The organism is Bradyrhizobium sp. NBAIM03, from assembly GCF_020194055.1.
GTDB classification, from domain to species: Bacteria; Pseudomonadota; Alphaproteobacteria; order Rhizobiales; family Xanthobacteraceae; genus Bradyrhizobium; species Bradyrhizobium yuanmingense.
Map to the genome: position 1 here is coordinate 93359 of NZ_JADYVS010000028.1, position 17038 is coordinate 110396.

Below are 17038 nucleotides of genomic sequence, written 5' to 3' on the forward strand. Positions count from 1 at the left end.
TCGCCCGGGGTAATCAGCCATCGTCCTTCTGTGTATGCTTGCGCTTACAAGCCACGCGTACCGCCCGGGCGTCATGACAGAGTTGAGTGAACGCACCAAAGCGAACATGGACGTCGTCCTCGAGCAGACGTGCCGGCAACTGCCGCATGGCGGCGATCACGACAGCCGCAGGTTCATCGCCGAGCGCCTGATCGAGGCGGCGCGGGCGGGACACTCCACGCTCGGCGAGCTCGGCATCGTCGCGCGCCACGCGCTCGCGGAGCTGATTGGCAAAGGCGGTTAGGCTCAAGGCGCGCGAGGGTTGCCTCGCCGACGGCTTCGGACATAACCTGCCAAAACCCTTCATCGAGATCGTTGCGAAGATGCGGGCCCTGCTTGCATTCGTTGCGGCTATTGCAGTCTTGTGTGGCGCCGGCTCGGCCGTCGCCCAGCCGGTCGGGCAGTTTCCATTCGCGCTGACCCGTGAAGGGCAGATGCTCGGTGCCGTGGAAGGCGAGGTGGCCTCGTTCAAGGGGCTGGCTTACGCGGCGCCGCCGCTCGGCGCGTTGCGCTGGCAACCGCCGCAGCCGACGACCGAAAGCTCGGAGATGCGCACCGCCTACGATTACGGCGCGCCGTGCCTTCAGCCGGCGCTGCCGGCGGCGAGCGAGGATTGCCTGACGCTGAACGTGTTTCGTCCTTTCGGGGTCGACGGCCCGTTGCCGGTGATGGTGTTCATCCATGGCGGCGCGTTCGTCACGGGCACCGCGAACGATGCGCTGTTCGTTGGCGCCAAGCTGGCGCAGGCGGGCCTCATCGTGGTCACCGTGAATTATCGCCTCGGCGTGCTCGGCTGGCTCTCGCATCCCGCGCTGTCGGACGCCGGCTCCGGCAATTTCGGCCTGATGGACCAGATCGCCGCGCTGCACTGGGTGCACGACAACATCGCGGCCTTCGGCGGCGATCCTGATAACGTCACGCTGTTCGGCAGCGATGCAGGCGCGACATCGATTGCACTGCTGATGCTGTCCGCGCAAGCGCGCAATCTGTTCCACAAGGCCATTCTGCAATCGGTGCCCGGCCGCGCGCGCCTGCGTTCGGCGGAAGAGGCGGAGGCCATCGGCCGGCTCTTCGTGGCCGCGCTTTCGCCGAAGACGGATCTGCGCGCGGTCGAGCCGCGGCGCCTGCTGGCCGCCGAGAAACAATTGCTGGAGACATCGCCGCACAGCTTTGCACCGATGATGGATGGACGTCTCGCGACCGAGGACCTCGCCGCGGGCTTTGCGGCCGGACGCCAGAGCCGCATTCCCCTAATCATCGGCTCGAACGAGGACGAGACCGGCCTGGAGAACGAGACCGCGATCAAGGGGGAGCTTGCGCCGCCGGGCGCGGGCGACGGCGAATTGCGCAAGCTCTATCCCGATCTCGCCAGTCCTTCGGATCTCGCGGCAAGAATTTACACCGACAAGGTCTTTTCCGAGCCGGTGCGGCTGCTGGCACGTCTGCACGCGGCAGGCGGCGCGCCGACCTTTCGCTACCGCTTCGCCTATGTGCCGGAGGCCAGGCGCGCCAATCCGGACGTCGGCCACGGGCGCGAGCTGCAGTTCATCTTCGGTGCGGAAGGCGTGCCCGGTGCGGGCATCCTGTCGCGGCGCGACCGCGAGGTCGCAGGCCGCATGCGCGCCTATTGGACAAACTTCGCCCGAAGTGGCGATCCCAATGGTCCCGACCTACATGGTCCCGACCTGCCACGCTGGGACGCAGCCAGCGGCGATCGCCTGCTGCTGATCACGAACGACGGCATCGCGAGCGGCGACGATCCGATCGCGGATCGTCTCGACCGGCTCGCAAATGAGGGCAGGAGATGAAGCGGATTTAAGCCGCGAGCTCGACGCGCGGCGCCGGGCTGAGCCGGTCTTCCTCCAGATAATCCATCGCGCCGTCCTTCTCGACGGCATAGAACTGCTGGCCATCCCGCGACTTGAAGGCGGCGCGGACGACACCGCGGCGGCCCTTGTCACTGTTGACGACGTCCCCCAGCGCAAACTTCCTCATCGTACGTCTCACTTGTCTTCAGGCCGACTGCTTCGGCCCAGCGGGGATTCTGGGCGGCAAATCGTTAACGACTTGCTAACCATGCCGCTTTGCCTATGCTCATCGCCGATCGTGCGGACCGCTCGCACGTGCCTGTTGTCAACGAGACGAGCCGATGACGCGACTTCCGACCCTGTTCCTGTCGCATGGCGGCGGCCCCTGGCCCTTCATGGAGGACAGGCGGGTGCAATATGCCAAGACCGCCGAGGCGTTCGCGAACTTGCCGCAGCTTCTGCCCGAGAGGCCGAAGGCCGTGCTGGTCATCACCGGGCATTGGGAAGCCGACGCCTTCACGGTGTCGACCTCGCCGCATCCACCGATGGTCTACGATTATTACGGTTTCCCCGAGCATACCTACCACATCAAATATCCGGCGCCGGGCAAGCCCGAGCTTGCCGCGCAAGTGAAGGCGCTGCTCACGCATGCCGGCCTCGATTGCCGCGAAGATCCCGACCAGGGTTTCGATCACGGCACGTTCGTTCCGCTCGGGCTGATGTATCCGAATGCCGACATGCCGATCGTGCTGCTGTCGCTGAAGTCCAGCTATGACGCGGCCGAGCACGTCAAGGTGGGGCAGGCGATCGCATCCTTGCGCGACGAAGGCATCCTGATCGTCGGCAGCGGCCTGACCTATCACAACATGCGCGGCTTCAACCGTCCGGAGTCCAAGCCCGTCTCGTATGATTTCGAGGCCTATCTGAACGAGGCGATCAGCAACCCCGATGCGGCGCGCCGCAATGCCATGCTGGTCGATTGGGAGAACGCGCCGAGCGCACGCCTTGCGCATCCGCGCGAGGATCATCTGCTGCCGCTGATGGTGGCGGCCGGTGCTGCGGGAAGCGACGTCGGACGGCGCGTCTTCGTCGACGAGGTCGCGCATGTGGCGATGGCCTCGTATGTGTTTGGGTAATGATCTCTTCTCCGTCGTCCCGCAAGCGGGGAGAGGCGAAGAAAGCCTCACCCATATCTCAGCTTCATCACCAGAATGCCGCCGGCGAGAACCATGGTGACGGCGTTCGCCGCGACCAGGGGGGCATCGCCTGAAAGCAGGCCGTAGATGAGCCAGAGCGCGAGGCCCAGCATCATGACCAGAAACATGCCGAGAGAAATGTCGCGCGCCGAGCGGGTCTTCCAGACCTTGATGAACTGCGGCGCGTAGGCGACGGTGGTGCAGGTGGCGGCGGCAAAGCCGAGCAGCTTGATCGCGAAGGGGTCCATGTCGGCTCTATAGCATGGATTCGGCTCTGCCTCACGCGCGCGCCGCCATGAGATCGCGGTACAGCGAGGCATAGTCGCCGGCGCGATTACGCCAGGAGACGTCGGTCGCAAGGCCGCTGCGTTGCAGGCGGCGCCAGGTCAGCTTGTCGTGGAAGGCGGTGTTGGCCTTGCGCAGCGTGCCGGCGAGGGCATCCGCCGTCACGGGGGCGAATTTGAAGCCGGTGGCATCGTGGCCGGACGCGTCGGCCTCGCCGATATCGACGATGGTGTCTTCGAGGCCGCCGACGCGCGAGACGATCGGCACCGCGCCATAGCGCAGCGCGCAGAGCTGGGTCAGGCCGCACGGCTCGAAGCGGGACGGCACGATCAGCGCGTCCGAGCCGGCCTGGATCAGATGCGCCAGGATTTCGTCATAGCCGATCACGACGCCGATCCGGCCCGGATTGGCGCGGGCCGCGGCCTGGTAGCCATCCTGCAGATCGCGGTCGCCGCTGCCGAGCAGCGCGAGCTGCATGCCTTCGCGCAGGATGGTCGGGATGGCCTCCATCAGGAGATCGAGCCCCTTCTGCCACGACAGGCGGCTGATGACGCCGAGCAGTGGCGCTTCGTCCGAGGAATCGAGATTGAACTGCTGCTGCAGCACCGCCTTATTCGCGGCCCGGAATGTCAGGTCTTCCGCGCCGAAGCGGTAGGCGATGTGCGGATCGGTTTGCGGATTCCAGACCTCGGTGTCGATGCCGTTGAGGATGCCGCTCAGCACGCTCGATCGTTCACGAAGCAGGCCGCCGAGGCCCATGCCGCCTTCGTCGCTCTGGATTTCCTTCGCGTAGGTCGGCGATACCGTGGTGATGCGATCGGCAAGGCTCAAGCCGGCCTTCAAGAAGCTGATGCCGCCGAAATATTCCAGTTCGTTGACGTTGAAGGCATGCCAGGGCAGGCCGATCGATCCGATCAGCTCAGGGGCGAACTTGCCCTGGTAGGCCATGTTGTGGATGGTCATCACGGTGCCGGGTCGGGGACGATTGTCGTAGTGCAGATAGGCCGGCGCGAGCCCCGCCTGCCAGTCGTGGGCATGCACGACATCGGGCACGAAGGCCGGCACGAGGCCGTGGCCGATATCGGCCGCCACGCGCGACAGCGCGGCGAAGCGCACGCCGTTGTCTGCCCAGTCGACGCCGTCAGTGGTGACATAGGGGTTGCCTGGCCGCGCATAGAGATGCGGCACGTCCAGCACGAACAGATCGAGCCCGGCATGCGAACCCGCCAGCAGCCGGCCGGGACCGCCGAAATAATCGGGCCAGCGCCGCAGTTCCTCTGTGCCGGACAAAAGGCGCATCACGTCGGGATAGCCCGGCAGCAAGGTGCGCATCTCGACGCCATGCGCCTTCAGCGCAACCGGCAGCGCGCCCGCAACATCTGCGAGGCCGCCGGTCTTGACGAGGGGATAGACTTCAGAGGCGACCGCGAGGACGCGAACAGGCGTCATGTATTGAGCCTGTCGATCATCGGCTGGGTGATCAGCGAGATGCCCTGCTCGGTGGTGCGGAAGCGCTTTCCGTCGAACTCGGGATCCTCGCCGACGACGAGCCCTTCCGGGATCTCGACGCCGCGGTCGATCACGACGTTCCTCAAGCGGGCGCCGCGGCCGACACTCACGTAAGGCATGATCACGGCATTCTCGACATTGGCGTAGGAGTTGATGCGCACGCCGGTGAACAGCAGCGAGCGGCGCAGCGAGGCGCCGGAGATGATGCAGCCGCCGGAGACCAGCGAGCTCACCGCCTGGCCGCGCCGGCTCTCCTCGTCATGGACGAATTTCGCCGGCGGCGTGATCTCGGCATAGGACCAGATCGGCCAGGCGCGGTCGAACAGGTCGAGCTCGGGCACCACGTCGGTAAGGTCGATATTGGCGGCCCAATAGGCGTCGACCGTGCCGACGTCGCGCCAATAGGCGCGAGTGTCGCTGCCCGAGCGGACGCAGGAGGTCGAGTACTGGTGCGCCATCGCGCGGCCGTTCTTGACTAGGTAGGGAATGATGTCCTTGCCGAAATCGTGGTTCGAGTTCGGGTCCTCGGCATCGCGCTTGAGCTGGTCGAACAGGAATTTCGCGTCGAACACGTAGATGCCCATGCTGGCGAGCGAGACGTCCGGCTTGCCCGGCATCGGCGGCGGATCCTTCGGCTTCTCCAGGAACTCCTGGATCCAGCCGTTCTCGTCGATATGCATGATGCCGAAACCGGAAGATTCGGTCCGCGGCATTTCCAGGCAGCCGACGGTGACGTCGGCGCCGCTCTCGACGTGCTGGCGCAGCATCACCTCGTAGTCCATTTTGTAGATGTGGTCTCCGGCCAGCACGACGATGAAGCGGCAGGCGTGGGATTCGATGATGTCGATGTTCTGGTACACCGCGTCCGCCGTGCCGACATACCACATGCTCTCGGAGACGCGCTGGCTGGCGGGCAGGATGTCAAAACTCTCGTTGCGTTCGGGGCGGAAGAAGTTCCAGCCCATCTGAAGGTGCCGGATCAGGCTGTGCGCCTTGTATTGGGTCGCCACCGCGATACGGCGGATGCCGGAGTTCACCGCGTTCGACAGCGCGAAATCGATGATGCGGGACTTTCCGCCGAAATAGACCGCCGGCTTGGCGCGGCGGTCGGTCAGCTCCAGCAGGCGGCTGCCGCGTCCTCCGGCCAGGACAAACGCCAGCGCCTGACGGGCAAGCGGCTCGGGTCTCGCGGCACTCATGTGATCCTCCCACAACTCTGGCGCTCGCGAGAAGCCTCCCGGCCGCGCACATTGGAACCGATAGTAACGGCACGAATAGTAAATCGTGAAGGTGGTTGTTGGTTGCGAATGCACGGGAAGCTTAATGCCTTGCCGGGGTGATCGGGCCTCAGCCACCGTCGCTCGGCTGTCACAGGCGATGACGTCGCCGGGCACCGGTTGATCAGAACGGAGGCAAGCGTCTTGTGCGGTGCACGCAAACTCCAGGCTTTGAAATTCAATGCTTTGACTTGGCGCAAGGATGTCCGATCATGACGCTGCGATCCTTTTTCCAAGCGAAAGGTCAGACAGGGAGTAGGACGATGAGGATCTGGAAGACGGCGATTGCCTGTTCATTGGCCGGGGTGGTCATGGTGGCCCAGATCGGGCAGGCCACGGCGGCCCCGATGCCGACCAACGTTGCGACGATGAAGGCTGCGGCCGGTGACAATGTCACACCGGTGCATTGGCGCGGCAGCGGCTGGGGCTTTGCCCTCGGCGGTCTCGCAGCCGGCGCGCTCATCGGCGGCGCCATCGCCGCGGGGTCTCCTTACGGCTACGGCTATTATGGCCGGCCCTATTATGGCGGCTACGGCTATGGATATCCGGGCTACGGCTATGGTTACGCCCCCGCCTATTACGGCGGCTACGGCTACGCACCGGTCTATCCGCGATATTATCGGCCGTACCGTCCGTATTACAGCTATGGCTATTACCGGCCGTACCGGGTTTATCACCGCCCGTTCGGTGTTTATCCCCGTCCCTACTACCGCGCCTATTGGTGAGCACCGCGCGGCTAGAATGACAGCCACACGATCAGGCTCATGCATGCAACATGCATGAGCAGGATCGCGGCGAGATGCAATGGCCCTGGCCTGAGGCGAAGCCTGCGCATCCCGCCGTCGCCTAATTCGATCCCACGGCCGCAGCCGTGAAGCTGCGCTCGACGGCTTTGCTGACGTCGAGCTTCTTCGGCAGGATGCCGTAGCGCGTCGCGCGGTCGGAGGCTTCCTGCACCTCCTTGACCACGTTCTCGTCGATCACGATCGGGCTGGTGCGCTGCGAGGTGTAGGCCGACAGCAGCACGTCCTCCGGCAGTTTTGTCAGTTCGGCCGTGTTCTTGGCGTACTCGCCGAGATGATCGAGCGACCACAGCCGCGCCTTGTTCAAGCGCTGCACCAGGTCCTGCACCGCCGCGCGCTTGGTGGCGATGGCCTTGTCGGAGGCCACGATGAAGGTGATGGTCGGCGTCAGCCCTTCGCCGTTGGCGATGACGCGAGCCTTGTCCTTCAACGTCGCGAACGAGACGTAGGGCTCCCATACCGCCCAGGCGTCGATCGAGCCGGCGAGCAGCGCGACCTTGGCATCCACCGGGCCGAGCGGCGCGAAGGTCGCATCCTCCAGCTTGATCGCTGCCTTCTCCAGCGTCGCATCGATCAGGAACTGGCCCCAGCCGCCGCGTGTGCCGGCGAGGCGCTTGCCCTTGAGGTCGGCCGCCGATTTGATCGGCGAATCCTGGGGTACCAGGATGGCCTGCGTCTTCGCATCCGAGCGCGTGCCGCCGATCGCCTTGATCGGCGCGCCCGCGGCATAGACCGAGAGGAACGAGAGATCGCCGGTGTAGCCGACGTCGAGCGCACCGGCATTGAGCGCTTCGAGGATCGGCGCGGCCGCCGGGAATTCCGACCATTCGATTCTGTAGGGCAGGTCCTTCGCATAGCCGGAGATTTCGAGCAGCGAGCGGTTGCCGCCCTTCTGGTCGCCGACGCGCAGCACGACAATGTCGGCGGCGAGGGATGAGGCAGCGGTCGATAGCATGATGGCGGCGGCGAGCAGCGATGTGGCGAGCCGGCGCGTGATGGAATGGTCGTGAGAGTTGATGCTCATTGGATCCGTCTTGTTGCGTCGCTCACGAGGGGTGAGCAAACGATGCAGCGAGACGATCAAGTCTATGAGCGCGCGGTACGCCGTCAATGAAATGGCCAACCGTATTGTGCGCGCTTCAGGCAATGACGTTTCAGCGGAGCGCTGCTTTCGAGAATACACAGCGTGCACGGCCGAACTGGACAAGGACGCGGCAGTCAAGGGCGTCGCGCTTGAACTTGAGCGCCCATGCATCTGCGAAAATCCTTTCATCGCTCCCGCATGCGCGGGTGGAGAGAAATGACTTTCCTGCGCGCAACATTCGAAAATCCATTTCATTGACGATGCCGCGAACGCGCCGCATGATTTGCGCATCGCATCAACGTGGCGCGGGAAGCGCCGACGGAACAATTTTCTCTCAACGCAGCTCCGCACGGAACATGCGCAACGCGACCCGTTGCGCACGAGGCGGAGCCGCGCCAGCGCAGGAGCCAGGGGCTGATGAACAACGACAACCAGCGCAGCGGATCGAAACTCGACCGGCGCCACATGCTTCAGGCAGGGCTTGCCGCCGCTTTCGCGGCGCCGCTCGGCGCGCTGGGTGCGCAGGCCTTCGCACCGCCCGCGATCGTGCCGGGTGTCGACTTCTCCGAGTTTCCGCTGTGCCGCACGGCCTCTGACGCACCCGCGCTCACTGGCGCGCCGCGCAAGCTGAAGCTGTCGTGGAATGCCGGCGCCGTCTGCCTCGCGCCGGTGCCGGTCGCGATCGAGCACGGCTTCTTCAAGAAGCATAATCTCGACGTCGAGCTCGTCAACTATTCCGGCTCGACCGACCAGCTGCTCGAGGCCATCGCGACAGGCAAAAGCGATGCCGGTCTCGGCATGGCGCTGCGCTGGCTGAAGCCGCTGGAGCAGGGTTTTGACGTCAAGATCGCCGCGGGCACCCATGGCGGCTGCATGCGGGTGCTGTCGCGCACCGATTCCGGCGTCTCGAAGCTGACCGACCTCAAGGGCAAGATCGTCGCGGTCGGCGATCTCGCCGGTCCCGACAAGAACTTCTTCTCGATCCAATTGGCCAAACTCGGCATCGATCCGGTGAAGGACGTCGACTGGCGCGCCTATCCCGGCAATCTGCTCAACGTTGCCGTGGAGAAGGGCGAGGTGCAGGCGTTCCTGTCGTCCGATCCGCTCGCCTATCTCTGGCTCAAGGACACACAGTACAAGGAGGTCGCCTCAAATCTCGATGGGGAGTACCGCGAGAAGAGCTGCTGCATCCTCGGCCTGCGCGGCTCGCTCGTGCGCGAAGAGCCTCAAGTCGCGCGCGCCATCACCCAGGCGCTGCTCGATGCTGCGATGTTCACCGCGCAGAATGCGACGCTCGCGGCGAAATCGTTCCAGCCCTATGCGCCGAAGGCGGCGACGCTCGCCGATATCGAGGGCATGGTGCGCTACCACACCCACCATCATCATCCCGTCGGCGAGATCTTGAAGCGCGAGCTCAAGGCCTACGCCGACGACCTCAAGAGCGTGCAGGTCTTCAAGCAGAGCACCGACACCGCCAAATTCGCGGAGCGCATCTATGTCGACGTATTCGCTGTCTGACGGCCTTGCCTCGGGCGCGCCGCGCACCTCGCGCGTGCCGCTGCTGGCGAGCTGGATCCGGGAGTCCGGCGCCGGCGTTCTCGCCAGCGTCGCCTGGATCGCCCTCGGCCTGTCCTGCCTGTGGTGGCAGGATGTCGGCGATTGGTCGCGCACGCATTCACTCGGCATCGCCGCCTTCATCATCGCGGCGCTCGCGCTGTTCGGCACCGTCGGGGCCGACTATCTGGGATCGGCAGGACAGGCGCTGCACAAGCGCGCGCCATGGCTGGTCGCGCTCGGGGTGTTCCTGACGGTGTGGGAGGTCGCGACGGCAAAATTCGCCTGGCTGCCGCTGCCGTTCTTCCCGCCGCCGCAGGCGATCATCGAGGTCTATACCGACGATCTGCCGAAGCTGCTCGACAGCGTCCTTGCCTCGATCAAGCTCCAGCTCGGCGGCTATCTGATCGGCGCCACGATTGGCTTTCTAACCGGCGTCTCGATCGGCTGGTCGCGCGCGGTCGGTTATTGGGTGCATCCGGTGCTGCGCTTCATCGGCCCACTGCCGGCGACCGCCTGGCTACCGATCGCCTTCTTCACCTTTCCGTCGAGCTGGAGCGCCTCGACCTTCCTGATCGCGCTGGCAACGGGCTTCCCGGTTACCGTGCTGACCTGGTCGGGCGTCGCGAGCGTCAGCAACGCCTATTACGACGTCGCGCGCACGCTGGGGGCAAAGCCTTCGTTCCTGGTGCTGAAGGTCGCGATCCCGGCCGCGTTGCCGCACGTGTTCGTCGGCCTGTTCATGGGGCTCGGCTCGTCCTTTGCCGTGCTCGTCGTCGCCGAGATGATCGGCGTCAAGGCCGGGCTCGGCTGGTACCTGCAATGGGCGCTGGGCTGGGCCGCCTACGCCAACATGTATGCAGCGCTGATCGTGATGTCGCTGCTCTGCTCCGGCGCAATCACGCTGCTGTTTGCGATCCGCGATCGCCTTCTGGTCTGGCAGAAGGGGACCGTCAAATGGTAGCCACAGCTCTCGCCGAAGCGGTCACGCATCCGGCCACCGGCGCCGCGCTCGATATCGAGCAGGTCAGCCACGCCTTCGACATCGATGGGACCGAGCTGCCGGTGCTGAGCGACGTCAGCATCTCGGTCGAGCCCGGCGAGTTCGTCGCGCTGCTCGGCCCGTCCGGCTGCGGCAAGTCGACCTTGCTGCGGCTGATCGCCGGCCTCGACAAGCCGAAGGCGGGAAGGCTGCGGGAGGACGAGGAGCGCATCAGGAACCCGCATCCCTCGCGCGTCGTCGTGTTCCAGGATCCGACCCTGTTTCCTTGGCGGTCGGTCTGGGACAACGTCGCCCTTGGCCTTGAGGCCCAGGGCATTTTGAGGAGCCAGCGCCAGCGCGTCGATGACGCGCTTGACCTCGTCGGGCTTTCGCCGTTCCGCAACGCCTATCCGCACCAGCTCTCCGGCGGCATGGCGCAGCGCGTCGCGCTGGCGCGGGCGCTGGTCAACGATCCCAAGATCCTGATCCTGGACGAGCCTCTGGGAAAACTGGACTCGCTGACCCGTATCACCATGCAGGCCGAGCTCGTCGCGCTCTGGCAGCGCAAGGGGTTTACCACACTGCTGGTGACGCATGATGCGGAGGAGGCGCTGGTGCTCGCCAACCGCGTCATCGTGTTCAGCGATCGTCCCGCGCGGGTGAAGGCCGATATCCGCGTCGACCGTCCGTATCCGCGCCATCGCGGCGATCCGTATCTGGCCGACCTGCGTCGCCAGATCCTCGGGCTGTTGGGGTTAGATGCCACATGGTGACCTCCATAGCCAAGGGCCGCACGGCTCACAGCGAGCCCGACTACATCGCCCGCGCAGCGACGCTTGCCACAAGCTTTGCGGCGCGCGCGGCCGAGCACGACCGGCTCGGCAGCTTTCCCTTCGAGAATTTTCGCGAGCTCTCGGAGGCAGGCTTGCTGTCTCTGACGGTGCCGGCGGTTCATGGCGGCGCCGGTGCCGGCGCGCGCTATGCCGCGCGCGTGCTCGGCATTCTCGGCAAGGCCGATCCGTCGACCGCGCTGGTGCTGTCGATGCACTACATCAATCATCTCGTGATGGCGCGCAGTCCGAACTGGCCGGCGCGACTGTCGCGCAAGCTCGCGCGCGAAAGTGTTGAGGGCATCGCGCTCATCAACGCCCTGCGCGTGGAGCCGGAGCTCGGCTCGCCTGCGCGCGGAGGGTTGCCGGCGACGATCGCGCGGCGCACCGAAACCGGCTGGCGCCTCTCCGGCCACAAGATCTACTCGACGGGATCGCCGATCCTGAAATGGTACCTGGTCTGGGCGCGCACCGACGAGGCGGAGCCGCGCGTCGGCCAGTTCCTGGTGCCGGCGGGCCTGCCGGGCACGCGCATCGTCCAGACCTGGGACCATCACGGCCTGCGCGCCAGCGGCAGCCACGACGTCATCTTCGACGACGTCGTGGTCCCGCTCGACGCCGAGGTCGATTTGCGCAAGCCGGCGGACTGGCGCACGCTCGACGTTACGCAGCAGACTGTGCACACCGTCTTCATCGCCGCGATCTACGACGGCGTTGCCCGCGCCGCGCGCGACTGGCTGATCAATTTCCTGAAGCAGCGCGTGCCTGCCAGCCTCGGCGCGCCGCTGGCGACCTTAGCCCGCGCGCAGGAGATCGTCGGGGCCATCGAGGCGCGGCTTGCGGTCAACGCACGTTTGATCGACACGGCTGCCCGCGACTTCGACGATGGCGTCGATCTCTCTGCCGGTGAATCCAACGTCATCAAGCTGACCGTGACCAACAACGCCGTTGCCGTCGTCGAGGACGCGCTGTCGTTGACCGGTAACCACGGGCTCAGCCGCGCCAATCCGCTGGAGCGGCATTATCGCGACGTGCTGTGCGGCCGCGTGCACACGCCGCAGGATGATTCCACGCGCATCGGCCTCGGCCGCCTCGCACTCGGCCTCTAGGGATCAACAGGGAGACGATCATGTCGATCGAGTTCATCGGCTTCATCAGCAACAACAATTCGTCCGAGACCATCGTCCGGGAAGGACTGGTGTTCAATCCGACCCATATCGAGACGGTGGCGAAGGCGCATGAGAATGCCGGCTTCGACCGCGCGCTGCTGGCGTTTCATTCGACCTCGCCCGATGCGCTCCAGGTCGCCCAGCACGTGCTCAATCACACCGAGAGGCTCAACGTGCTCATCGCGCAGCGGCCCGGCTTTACCGCCCCGACATTGCTGGCGCGGCAGTTCGCCGTGCTCGACCAGTTTTCCCGCGGCCGCGTCGCGCTCCATGTCATCACCGGCGGCAACGCCACCGAACTGCGGCAAGACGGCAACACGCTCGACGACAAGGACGAGCGCTATGCCCGCACCTCTGAATTCCTCGACGTGCTCAAGCTGCAATGGAGCAGCGACAAGCCGTTCAGCTACAAGGGCAGGTACTACCAGGTCGAGAACGCCTTCTCGCAGGTGAAGCCGTATCGCCCCGAAGGCATCCGCGTCTATTTCGGCGGCGCCTCGGATGCGGCGATCGACGTCGCTGGCAAGCATGCCGACACCTTTGCGCTGTGGGGCGAATCCTACGCGCAGGTGCGCGATATCACCTCGCGCGTGCACAACGCCGCGGTGCGGCAGGGGCGGCCGACGCCGCGCTTCAGCCTGTCGGTGCGGCCGATCATTGCACCGACCGAGAAGCAGGCCTGGGAGAAGGCGGAGGAAATTCTCGCGCGCGCCACCGCGCTCCAGGACAAGACCGGCTATCGCAAGCCCGCTGACGGGCATGCCACCGCCGGCGCACGGCGCCTGCTCGCGCTCGCCGATCAGGGCAGCCGCATCGACAAGCGGCTCTGGACCGAGATCGCAAAGCTGACCGGCGCCAACAGCAACACCACGGCACTGGTCGGCACGCCCGAGCAGGTTGCGGAGGTCTTCGGTGACTATTACGATCTCGGCATCAGCCATTTCCTAATCCGCGGCTTCGATCCGCTGATCGATAGCATCGAATACGGCCGGGAGCTGATCCCGCTAACACGCGAGCTGGTCGCCAAGCGCCAGGCTGTTCGCGGCGAGGCCGCAGAATGATCCGCCTCATGTTGGCCGGCGCGCTGCTGTTCGCTTCGTTCGAAGTCGCAGCTGCGCAAACCACGCTCCGTGTCGGGGACCAGAAGGGCAATGCGCAGGCCGTGATGGAAGCGGCCGGCGTGCTCAAGGATGTGCCCTACAAGATCGAGTGGAGGGAGTTTCCGGCGGCCGCGCCGCTTCTGGAAGCGCTCAGCGCCGGCGCGATCGAGACCGGCCTCGTTGGCGATGCGCCCTTCACCTTCGCCGCCGCGTCGGGCGCGCCGGTGAAGGCGATCGCTGCTATCCGGCAGACGCGCGAGGGGCTCGCCATCCTCGTGCCCGAGAATTCGCCGATCAAGAGCTTTGCCGATCTCCGGGGTAAGAAGATCGCGACCGGCCGCGGCTCGATCGGCCATCAGCTGATCCTTGCTGCGCTGGAGAAGAACGGCTGGAGCGCGAACGACGTCCAGATCGCGTTCCTGGCGCCGTCCGACGCCAAGATCGCCTACACGCAAGGCTCGGTCGATGCATGGTCGACCTGGGAGCCGTATGTGAGCCAGGAGGAGGTGCTGTTCAAGTCGCGGCGCGTCATCACCTCGGAAGGGCTGACGCCGGGGCTGAGCTTCCAGGTAGCGCGGCCCGACGCGATCAGGGACAAGCGCGCCGAGCTGACCGATTTCATCCGCCGCCTCACCGCGGCGCGGGCCTGGTCGCTAAACAATATCGACAGCTATGCAGCGACCTGGGGCAGGTTGATGAACATCCCCACCGCCGTGCCGCAGAACTGGCTGTCACGCGCCAAGATCAGGATCGCGCCGATCGATGACGGCGTGGTCAAAGACGAGCAGGCGACGATCGACCTCTATTTTCGCTGGGGCCTGATCAAGCAGAGGCTGGATGCCGCGGAGATCGTCGATCGCTCGTTCACGGACGCGATCGCGAAGGTGGGGTTGTAATGCTCCGTCGTCATTCCGGGGCGCGACGAAGTCGCGAGCCCGGAATCCATTCATCGACAGACATTGCGGCTCGATGGATTCCGGGCTCGCCCTTCGGGCGCCCCGGAATGACGACTGTGGGTGTGAGAGCTCACGAGTCACTCAAGCATTCGTGAAGCGCGACGAGCACGTTCCAGCGCAATCGCCTTCTTCGAAAGATTCCTTCTGCATTCTCACCGCCCGGCAACACCCTCATTGCTATTTGCGCCGCAGCTCTTGCGGCACGGCGCACTCCCGCAAAGATCAATCCGACGACCACATCGGGAGACCGGCCATGGGCCTGCAAGAAACAAAAATCGAATCGCTTCCCTTCGTCACCGCCGAACTCAATTATCTCGCACCGATCGACGGCAAGCCGCGCACCTACGCGTTCGATCCGCCGCCGGGTGAGCCGAAAACCACCTCGCTGCCGGAGCCGCATCAGGTGCCGATCTTCGATGCGCGGCTGATCGCGCAGAACTTCTCGCTGGATCGCGAGGGCTTTGCGTTGGTGCGTCATCCGACCCAGGTGAAGGATTTTTACAACGACGAGGAAATCCGCAGCGTCTACTATCCAGCGGTCGAGGCGTTCCTGCGCGCGACGCTGAAGGCCGACCGCGTCGTCATCTTCGACCACACCGTGCGCAAGCGTGTCGAAGGCGCGCCTGACATCCGCGACGGCGGCCCGCGCCAGCCGGCCACGCGCGTCCATGTCGACCAGACGGCAATCTCCGGGGCCAACCGCGTGCGCGAGCATCTGCCTGATGAAGCCGAAGAGCTGCTCAAGGGGCGCGTGCAGGTGATCAATCTGTGGCGGCCGATCCGCGGGCCTTTGCGGGATTCACCGCTCGCCATGGCCGACGGCACGACGGTGGCGCCCGACGATCTCGTCGCTTCCGATCTGATCTATCCCAACCGCCGCGGCGAGACCTATTCGGTGAGATACAATCCGAACCACCGCTGGTTCTATTTCCCGGAGATGACGCCGGACGAGGCGTTGCTGCTGAAGTGCTACGATTCCGCAACCGACGGCCGCACCCGCTTCGGGCCGCACACCGCGTTCGTCGATCCAACGACGCCGGCCGATGCCGCGCCCCGCGAAAGCATCGAGGTCCGCACGCTGGTGTTCCACCGGCAGTAACGAAGTGTGATGGCCCTGCCGGGCATTTCCCGGCAGGGTTCCAGCCGCCCGCGCGCTCGGCATGATGAGCGCCGGCGTGGTGCGGGGTCTCGGTGGATTAGGCGTCAAGGCGCGCTATAGTGCCGCCCAACGCAAAGGGGGCGCTATGACTGGGATCAGGGTGGGACTCGTGGGCTGCGGCTTCGTGTCGGAGCTGCACATGTATGCGTTCCGGCGCGTCTATGGCGTTGACGTCGAGGTCGCGGCGGTCGCCGCGCGCGGCGACAAGGTCGTCGCATTTGCCGGGCATCACAATATCCCGCGAGTTTACCGGAGCTTCGCCGAGCTGATCGCTGACCGCGATCTCGACGTCGTCGATATCTGCACCCCGCCCAATCTTCATGCCGAGATGATCGTCGGCGCCATGCAGGCCGGCAAACATGTCATCTGCGAAAAGCCGTTCGCCGGCTATTTCGGCCGCGAGGGCGATCGGCAGCCGATCGGCAAGCACGTGCCGAAGGCGCTGATGTATGAGCGCGTGATCGAAGAGATGGACAGGACGCGGGCCGCGATCGAGCGCACCGGAAAACTCTTCATGTATGCCGAGGATTGGATCTACGCGCCGGCGGTGACCAAGACCGCCGAGATCATCAGGGCGACCAAGGACAAGATCCTGTTCATGAAGGGCGAGGAGAGCCATTCCGGCTCGCACGCCGCGCATGCTGCGCAATGGGCGATGACCGGCGGCGGCTCGCTGATCCGCATGGGCTGCCATCCGCTTTCGGCCGTGCTGTATCTGAAGCAGGTCGAGGCCAGGGCGCGCGGCGAGCGCATCCGCGTCGCCAGCGTCACCGGCGATGTCGGCAACGTCACCGCCGGGCTCAAGCCGGAGGAGCGCAGCTACATCAAGGCCAATCCCGTCGACGTCGAGGACTGGGGCACACTCACCGCCACCTTCTCCGACGGCACCAAGGCGACGGTTTTCTCCGGCGACATGATCATGGGCGGCGTGCGCAATCTGATCGAGACCTATACCAGCGGCGGCTCCCTGTTCGCCAACATCACGCCGAACAATCATCTGATGAGCTATCAGACCAGCGAGGAGAAGCTCGCGGGCGTCTACGTCACCGAGAAGGTCGACCGCAAAACCGGCTGGCAATATGTCTGCCTCGAGGAGGAATGGACGCGCGGCTATTTGCAGGAGATCCAGGACTTCATGGAATGCGTCGCGACCGGACGCCAGCCGCTGTCGGACCTCGCGCTGGCCTATGAGACGATCAAGGTGAACTACGCGGGATATTGGGCGGCGGAGGAGGGAAGACGGGTGGTGTTGTAGGGGAGGCGCGCTTACCCTCCCCTGGAGGGGGA

General features: G+C 65.2%; 18 protein-coding genes. 13 read left to right on the forward strand and 5 right to left on the reverse strand.

Annotated elements, in window-relative coordinates; genetic code table 11:
• Positions 1 to 34: 34 nt before the first annotated feature.
• Positions 35 to 283, forward strand: a complete 249-nt coding sequence (locus I6F21_RS30955) for a hypothetical protein (protein WP_036006688.1) — start codon at positions 35 to 37, stop codon at positions 281 to 283.
• Positions 284 to 362: 79 nt separating this feature from the next.
• Positions 363 to 1847 (forward strand): carboxylesterase family protein, encoded by a 1485-nt coding sequence (locus tag I6F21_RS30960; protein WP_225183988.1) that lies wholly within the window; start codon positions 363 to 365, stop codon positions 1845 to 1847.
• A gap of 7 nt (positions 1848 to 1854) precedes the next feature.
• On the opposite strand, the gene I6F21_RS30965 is transcribed toward I6F21_RS30960, so the two are convergent.
• Positions 1855 to 2034, reverse strand: coding sequence for a hypothetical protein (locus tag I6F21_RS30965; protein WP_036006694.1), 180 nt, complete (start codon positions 2032 to 2034; stop codon positions 1855 to 1857).
• A gap of 154 nt (positions 2035 to 2188) precedes the next feature.
• Between I6F21_RS30965 and I6F21_RS30970 the strand changes: the two genes are divergently transcribed.
• Complete coding sequence (locus I6F21_RS30970) at positions 2189 to 2983, forward strand: class III extradiol ring-cleavage dioxygenase (RefSeq protein ID WP_036006697.1); 795 nt, start codon at positions 2189 to 2191, stop codon at positions 2981 to 2983.
• Positions 2984 to 3030: 47 nt separating this feature from the next.
• On the opposite strand, the gene I6F21_RS30975 is transcribed toward I6F21_RS30970, so the two are convergent.
• The 3 genes from I6F21_RS30975 to glgC are packed head-to-tail and all read right to left on the reverse strand — an operon-like array spanning position 3031 to position 6036.
• On the reverse strand, positions 3031 to 3291 hold the full coding sequence (locus I6F21_RS30975; RefSeq protein WP_225183980.1) for a SemiSWEET transporter: 261 nt from the start codon (positions 3289 to 3291) through the stop codon (positions 3031 to 3033).
• 31 nt (positions 3292 to 3322) lie between these two features.
• Positions 3323 to 4777, reverse strand: a complete 1455-nt coding sequence (gene glgA / locus I6F21_RS30980) for a glycogen synthase GlgA (RefSeq protein ID WP_225183981.1) — start codon at positions 4775 to 4777, stop codon at positions 3323 to 3325.
• Positions 4774 to 6036, reverse strand: a complete 1263-nt coding sequence (gene glgC, locus I6F21_RS30985; protein ID WP_036006706.1) for a glucose-1-phosphate adenylyltransferase — start codon at positions 6034 to 6036, stop codon at positions 4774 to 4776. The genes glgA and glgC overlap by 4 nt, the downstream gene beginning before the upstream one ends.
• 341 nt (positions 6037 to 6377) lie before the next feature.
• Between glgC and I6F21_RS30990 the strand changes: the two genes are divergently transcribed.
• Positions 6378 to 6839 carry a hypothetical protein gene (locus I6F21_RS30990; RefSeq protein ID WP_109144913.1) on the forward strand — a complete coding sequence of 154 codons (462 nt, stop codon included), beginning with the start codon at positions 6378 to 6380 and terminating at the stop codon, positions 6837 to 6839.
• 121 nt (positions 6840 to 6960) lie between these two features.
• Here the strand turns inward: I6F21_RS30990 and I6F21_RS30995 are convergent, their stop codons facing one another.
• Complete coding sequence (locus tag I6F21_RS30995) at positions 6961 to 7941, reverse strand: ABC transporter substrate-binding protein (protein WP_225183982.1); 981 nt, start codon at positions 7939 to 7941, stop codon at positions 6961 to 6963.
• 64 nt (positions 7942 to 8005) lie between these two features.
• On the opposite strand from I6F21_RS30995, the gene I6F21_RS31000 reads away from it, so the two are divergent.
• The 9 genes from I6F21_RS31000 (at position 8006) to I6F21_RS31040 (ending at position 17006) form a co-directional block, all read left to right on the forward strand.
• A complete protein-coding gene (locus tag I6F21_RS31000) occupies positions 8006 to 8221 on the forward strand; it encodes a hypothetical protein (RefSeq protein ID WP_225172907.1) in 216 nt (71 codons plus the stop codon).
• A gap of 197 nt (positions 8222 to 8418) precedes the next feature.
• Positions 8419 to 9519, forward strand: coding sequence for an ABC transporter substrate-binding protein (locus I6F21_RS31005; RefSeq protein WP_225183983.1), 1101 nt, complete (start codon positions 8419 to 8421; stop codon positions 9517 to 9519).
• On the forward strand, positions 9497 to 10519 hold the full coding sequence (locus tag I6F21_RS31010; RefSeq protein WP_225183984.1) for an ABC transporter permease subunit: 1023 nt from the start codon (positions 9497 to 9499) through the stop codon (positions 10517 to 10519). Before I6F21_RS31005 ends, I6F21_RS31010 begins: the two co-directional genes overlap by 23 nt.
• Entirely contained in the window at positions 10513 to 11310 is a 798-nt protein-coding gene (locus I6F21_RS31015; protein WP_036006715.1) for an ABC transporter ATP-binding protein, read from the forward strand. The genes I6F21_RS31010 and I6F21_RS31015 overlap by 7 nt, the downstream gene beginning before the upstream one ends.
• The gene (locus I6F21_RS31020) at positions 11304 to 12476 is read left to right on the forward strand and encodes an acyl-CoA dehydrogenase family protein (protein WP_074448139.1); all 1173 of its coding nucleotides are present in this window, start codon (positions 11304 to 11306) and stop codon (positions 12474 to 12476) included. Before I6F21_RS31015 ends, I6F21_RS31020 begins: the two co-directional genes overlap by 7 nt.
• A gap of 20 nt (positions 12477 to 12496) precedes the next feature.
• The gene (locus I6F21_RS31025; RefSeq protein ID WP_225183985.1) at positions 12497 to 13597 is read left to right on the forward strand and encodes an LLM class flavin-dependent oxidoreductase; all 1101 of its coding nucleotides are present in this window, start codon (positions 12497 to 12499) and stop codon (positions 13595 to 13597) included.
• The gene (locus tag I6F21_RS31030; protein WP_109144907.1) at positions 13594 to 14532 is read left to right on the forward strand and encodes an ABC transporter substrate-binding protein; all 939 of its coding nucleotides are present in this window, start codon (positions 13594 to 13596) and stop codon (positions 14530 to 14532) included. The genes I6F21_RS31025 and I6F21_RS31030 overlap by 4 nt, the downstream gene beginning before the upstream one ends.
• A 313-nt stretch (positions 14533 to 14845) precedes the next feature.
• The gene (locus I6F21_RS31035; RefSeq protein ID WP_225183986.1) at positions 14846 to 15691 is read left to right on the forward strand and encodes a CmcJ/NvfI family oxidoreductase; all 846 of its coding nucleotides are present in this window, start codon (positions 14846 to 14848) and stop codon (positions 15689 to 15691) included.
• Between the two features lie 145 nt (positions 15692 to 15836).
• Entirely contained in the window at positions 15837 to 17006 is a 1170-nt protein-coding gene (locus I6F21_RS31040; protein ID WP_225183987.1) for a Gfo/Idh/MocA family oxidoreductase, read from the forward strand.
• Positions 17007 to 17038: the final 32 nt, after the last annotated feature.

Excerpts from the sequence above, each read along its gene's own strand:
- I6F21_RS30955 (WP_036006688.1), top strand. The coding sequence starts at position 35 with ATGCTTGCGCTTACAAGCCACGCGTACCGCCCGGGCGTCATGACAGAG.
- I6F21_RS30960 (WP_225183988.1), top strand. The coding sequence starts at position 363 with ATGCGGGCCCTGCTTGCATTCGTTGCGGCTATTGCAGTCTTGTGTGGC.
- I6F21_RS30965 (WP_036006694.1), bottom strand. The coding sequence starts at position 2,034 with ATGAGGAAGTTTGCGCTGGGGGACGTCGTCAACAGTGACAAGGGCCGC.
- I6F21_RS30970 (WP_036006697.1), top strand. The coding sequence starts at position 2,189 with ATGACGCGACTTCCGACCCTGTTCCTGTCGCATGGCGGCGGCCCCTGG.
- I6F21_RS30975 (WP_225183980.1), bottom strand. The coding sequence starts at position 3,291 with ATGGACCCCTTCGCGATCAAGCTGCTCGGCTTTGCCGCCGCCACCTGC.
- glgA (WP_225183981.1), bottom strand. The coding sequence starts at position 4,777 with ATGACGCCTGTTCGCGTCCTCGCGGTCGCCTCTGAAGTCTATCCCCTC.
- glgC (WP_036006706.1), bottom strand. The coding sequence starts at position 6,036 with ATGAGTGCCGCGAGACCCGAGCCGCTTGCCCGTCAGGCGCTGGCGTTT.
- I6F21_RS30990 (WP_109144913.1), top strand. The coding sequence starts at position 6,378 with ATGAGGATCTGGAAGACGGCGATTGCCTGTTCATTGGCCGGGGTGGTC.
- I6F21_RS30995 (WP_225183982.1), bottom strand. The coding sequence starts at position 7,941 with ATGAGCATCAACTCTCACGACCATTCCATCACGCGCCGGCTCGCCACA.
- I6F21_RS31000 (WP_225172907.1), top strand. The coding sequence starts at position 8,006 with ATGAGCGCGCGGTACGCCGTCAATGAAATGGCCAACCGTATTGTGCGC.
- I6F21_RS31005 (WP_225183983.1), top strand. The coding sequence starts at position 8,419 with ATGAACAACGACAACCAGCGCAGCGGATCGAAACTCGACCGGCGCCAC.
- I6F21_RS31010 (WP_225183984.1), top strand. The coding sequence starts at position 9,497 with ATGTCGACGTATTCGCTGTCTGACGGCCTTGCCTCGGGCGCGCCGCGC.
- I6F21_RS31015 (WP_036006715.1), top strand. The coding sequence starts at position 10,513 with ATGGTAGCCACAGCTCTCGCCGAAGCGGTCACGCATCCGGCCACCGGC.
- I6F21_RS31020 (WP_074448139.1), top strand. The coding sequence starts at position 11,304 with ATGGTGACCTCCATAGCCAAGGGCCGCACGGCTCACAGCGAGCCCGAC.
- I6F21_RS31025 (WP_225183985.1), top strand. The coding sequence starts at position 12,497 with ATGTCGATCGAGTTCATCGGCTTCATCAGCAACAACAATTCGTCCGAG.
- I6F21_RS31030 (WP_109144907.1), top strand. The coding sequence starts at position 13,594 with ATGATCCGCCTCATGTTGGCCGGCGCGCTGCTGTTCGCTTCGTTCGAA.
- I6F21_RS31035 (WP_225183986.1), top strand. The coding sequence starts at position 14,846 with ATGGGCCTGCAAGAAACAAAAATCGAATCGCTTCCCTTCGTCACCGCC.
- I6F21_RS31040 (WP_225183987.1), top strand. The coding sequence starts at position 15,837 with ATGACTGGGATCAGGGTGGGACTCGTGGGCTGCGGCTTCGTGTCGGAG.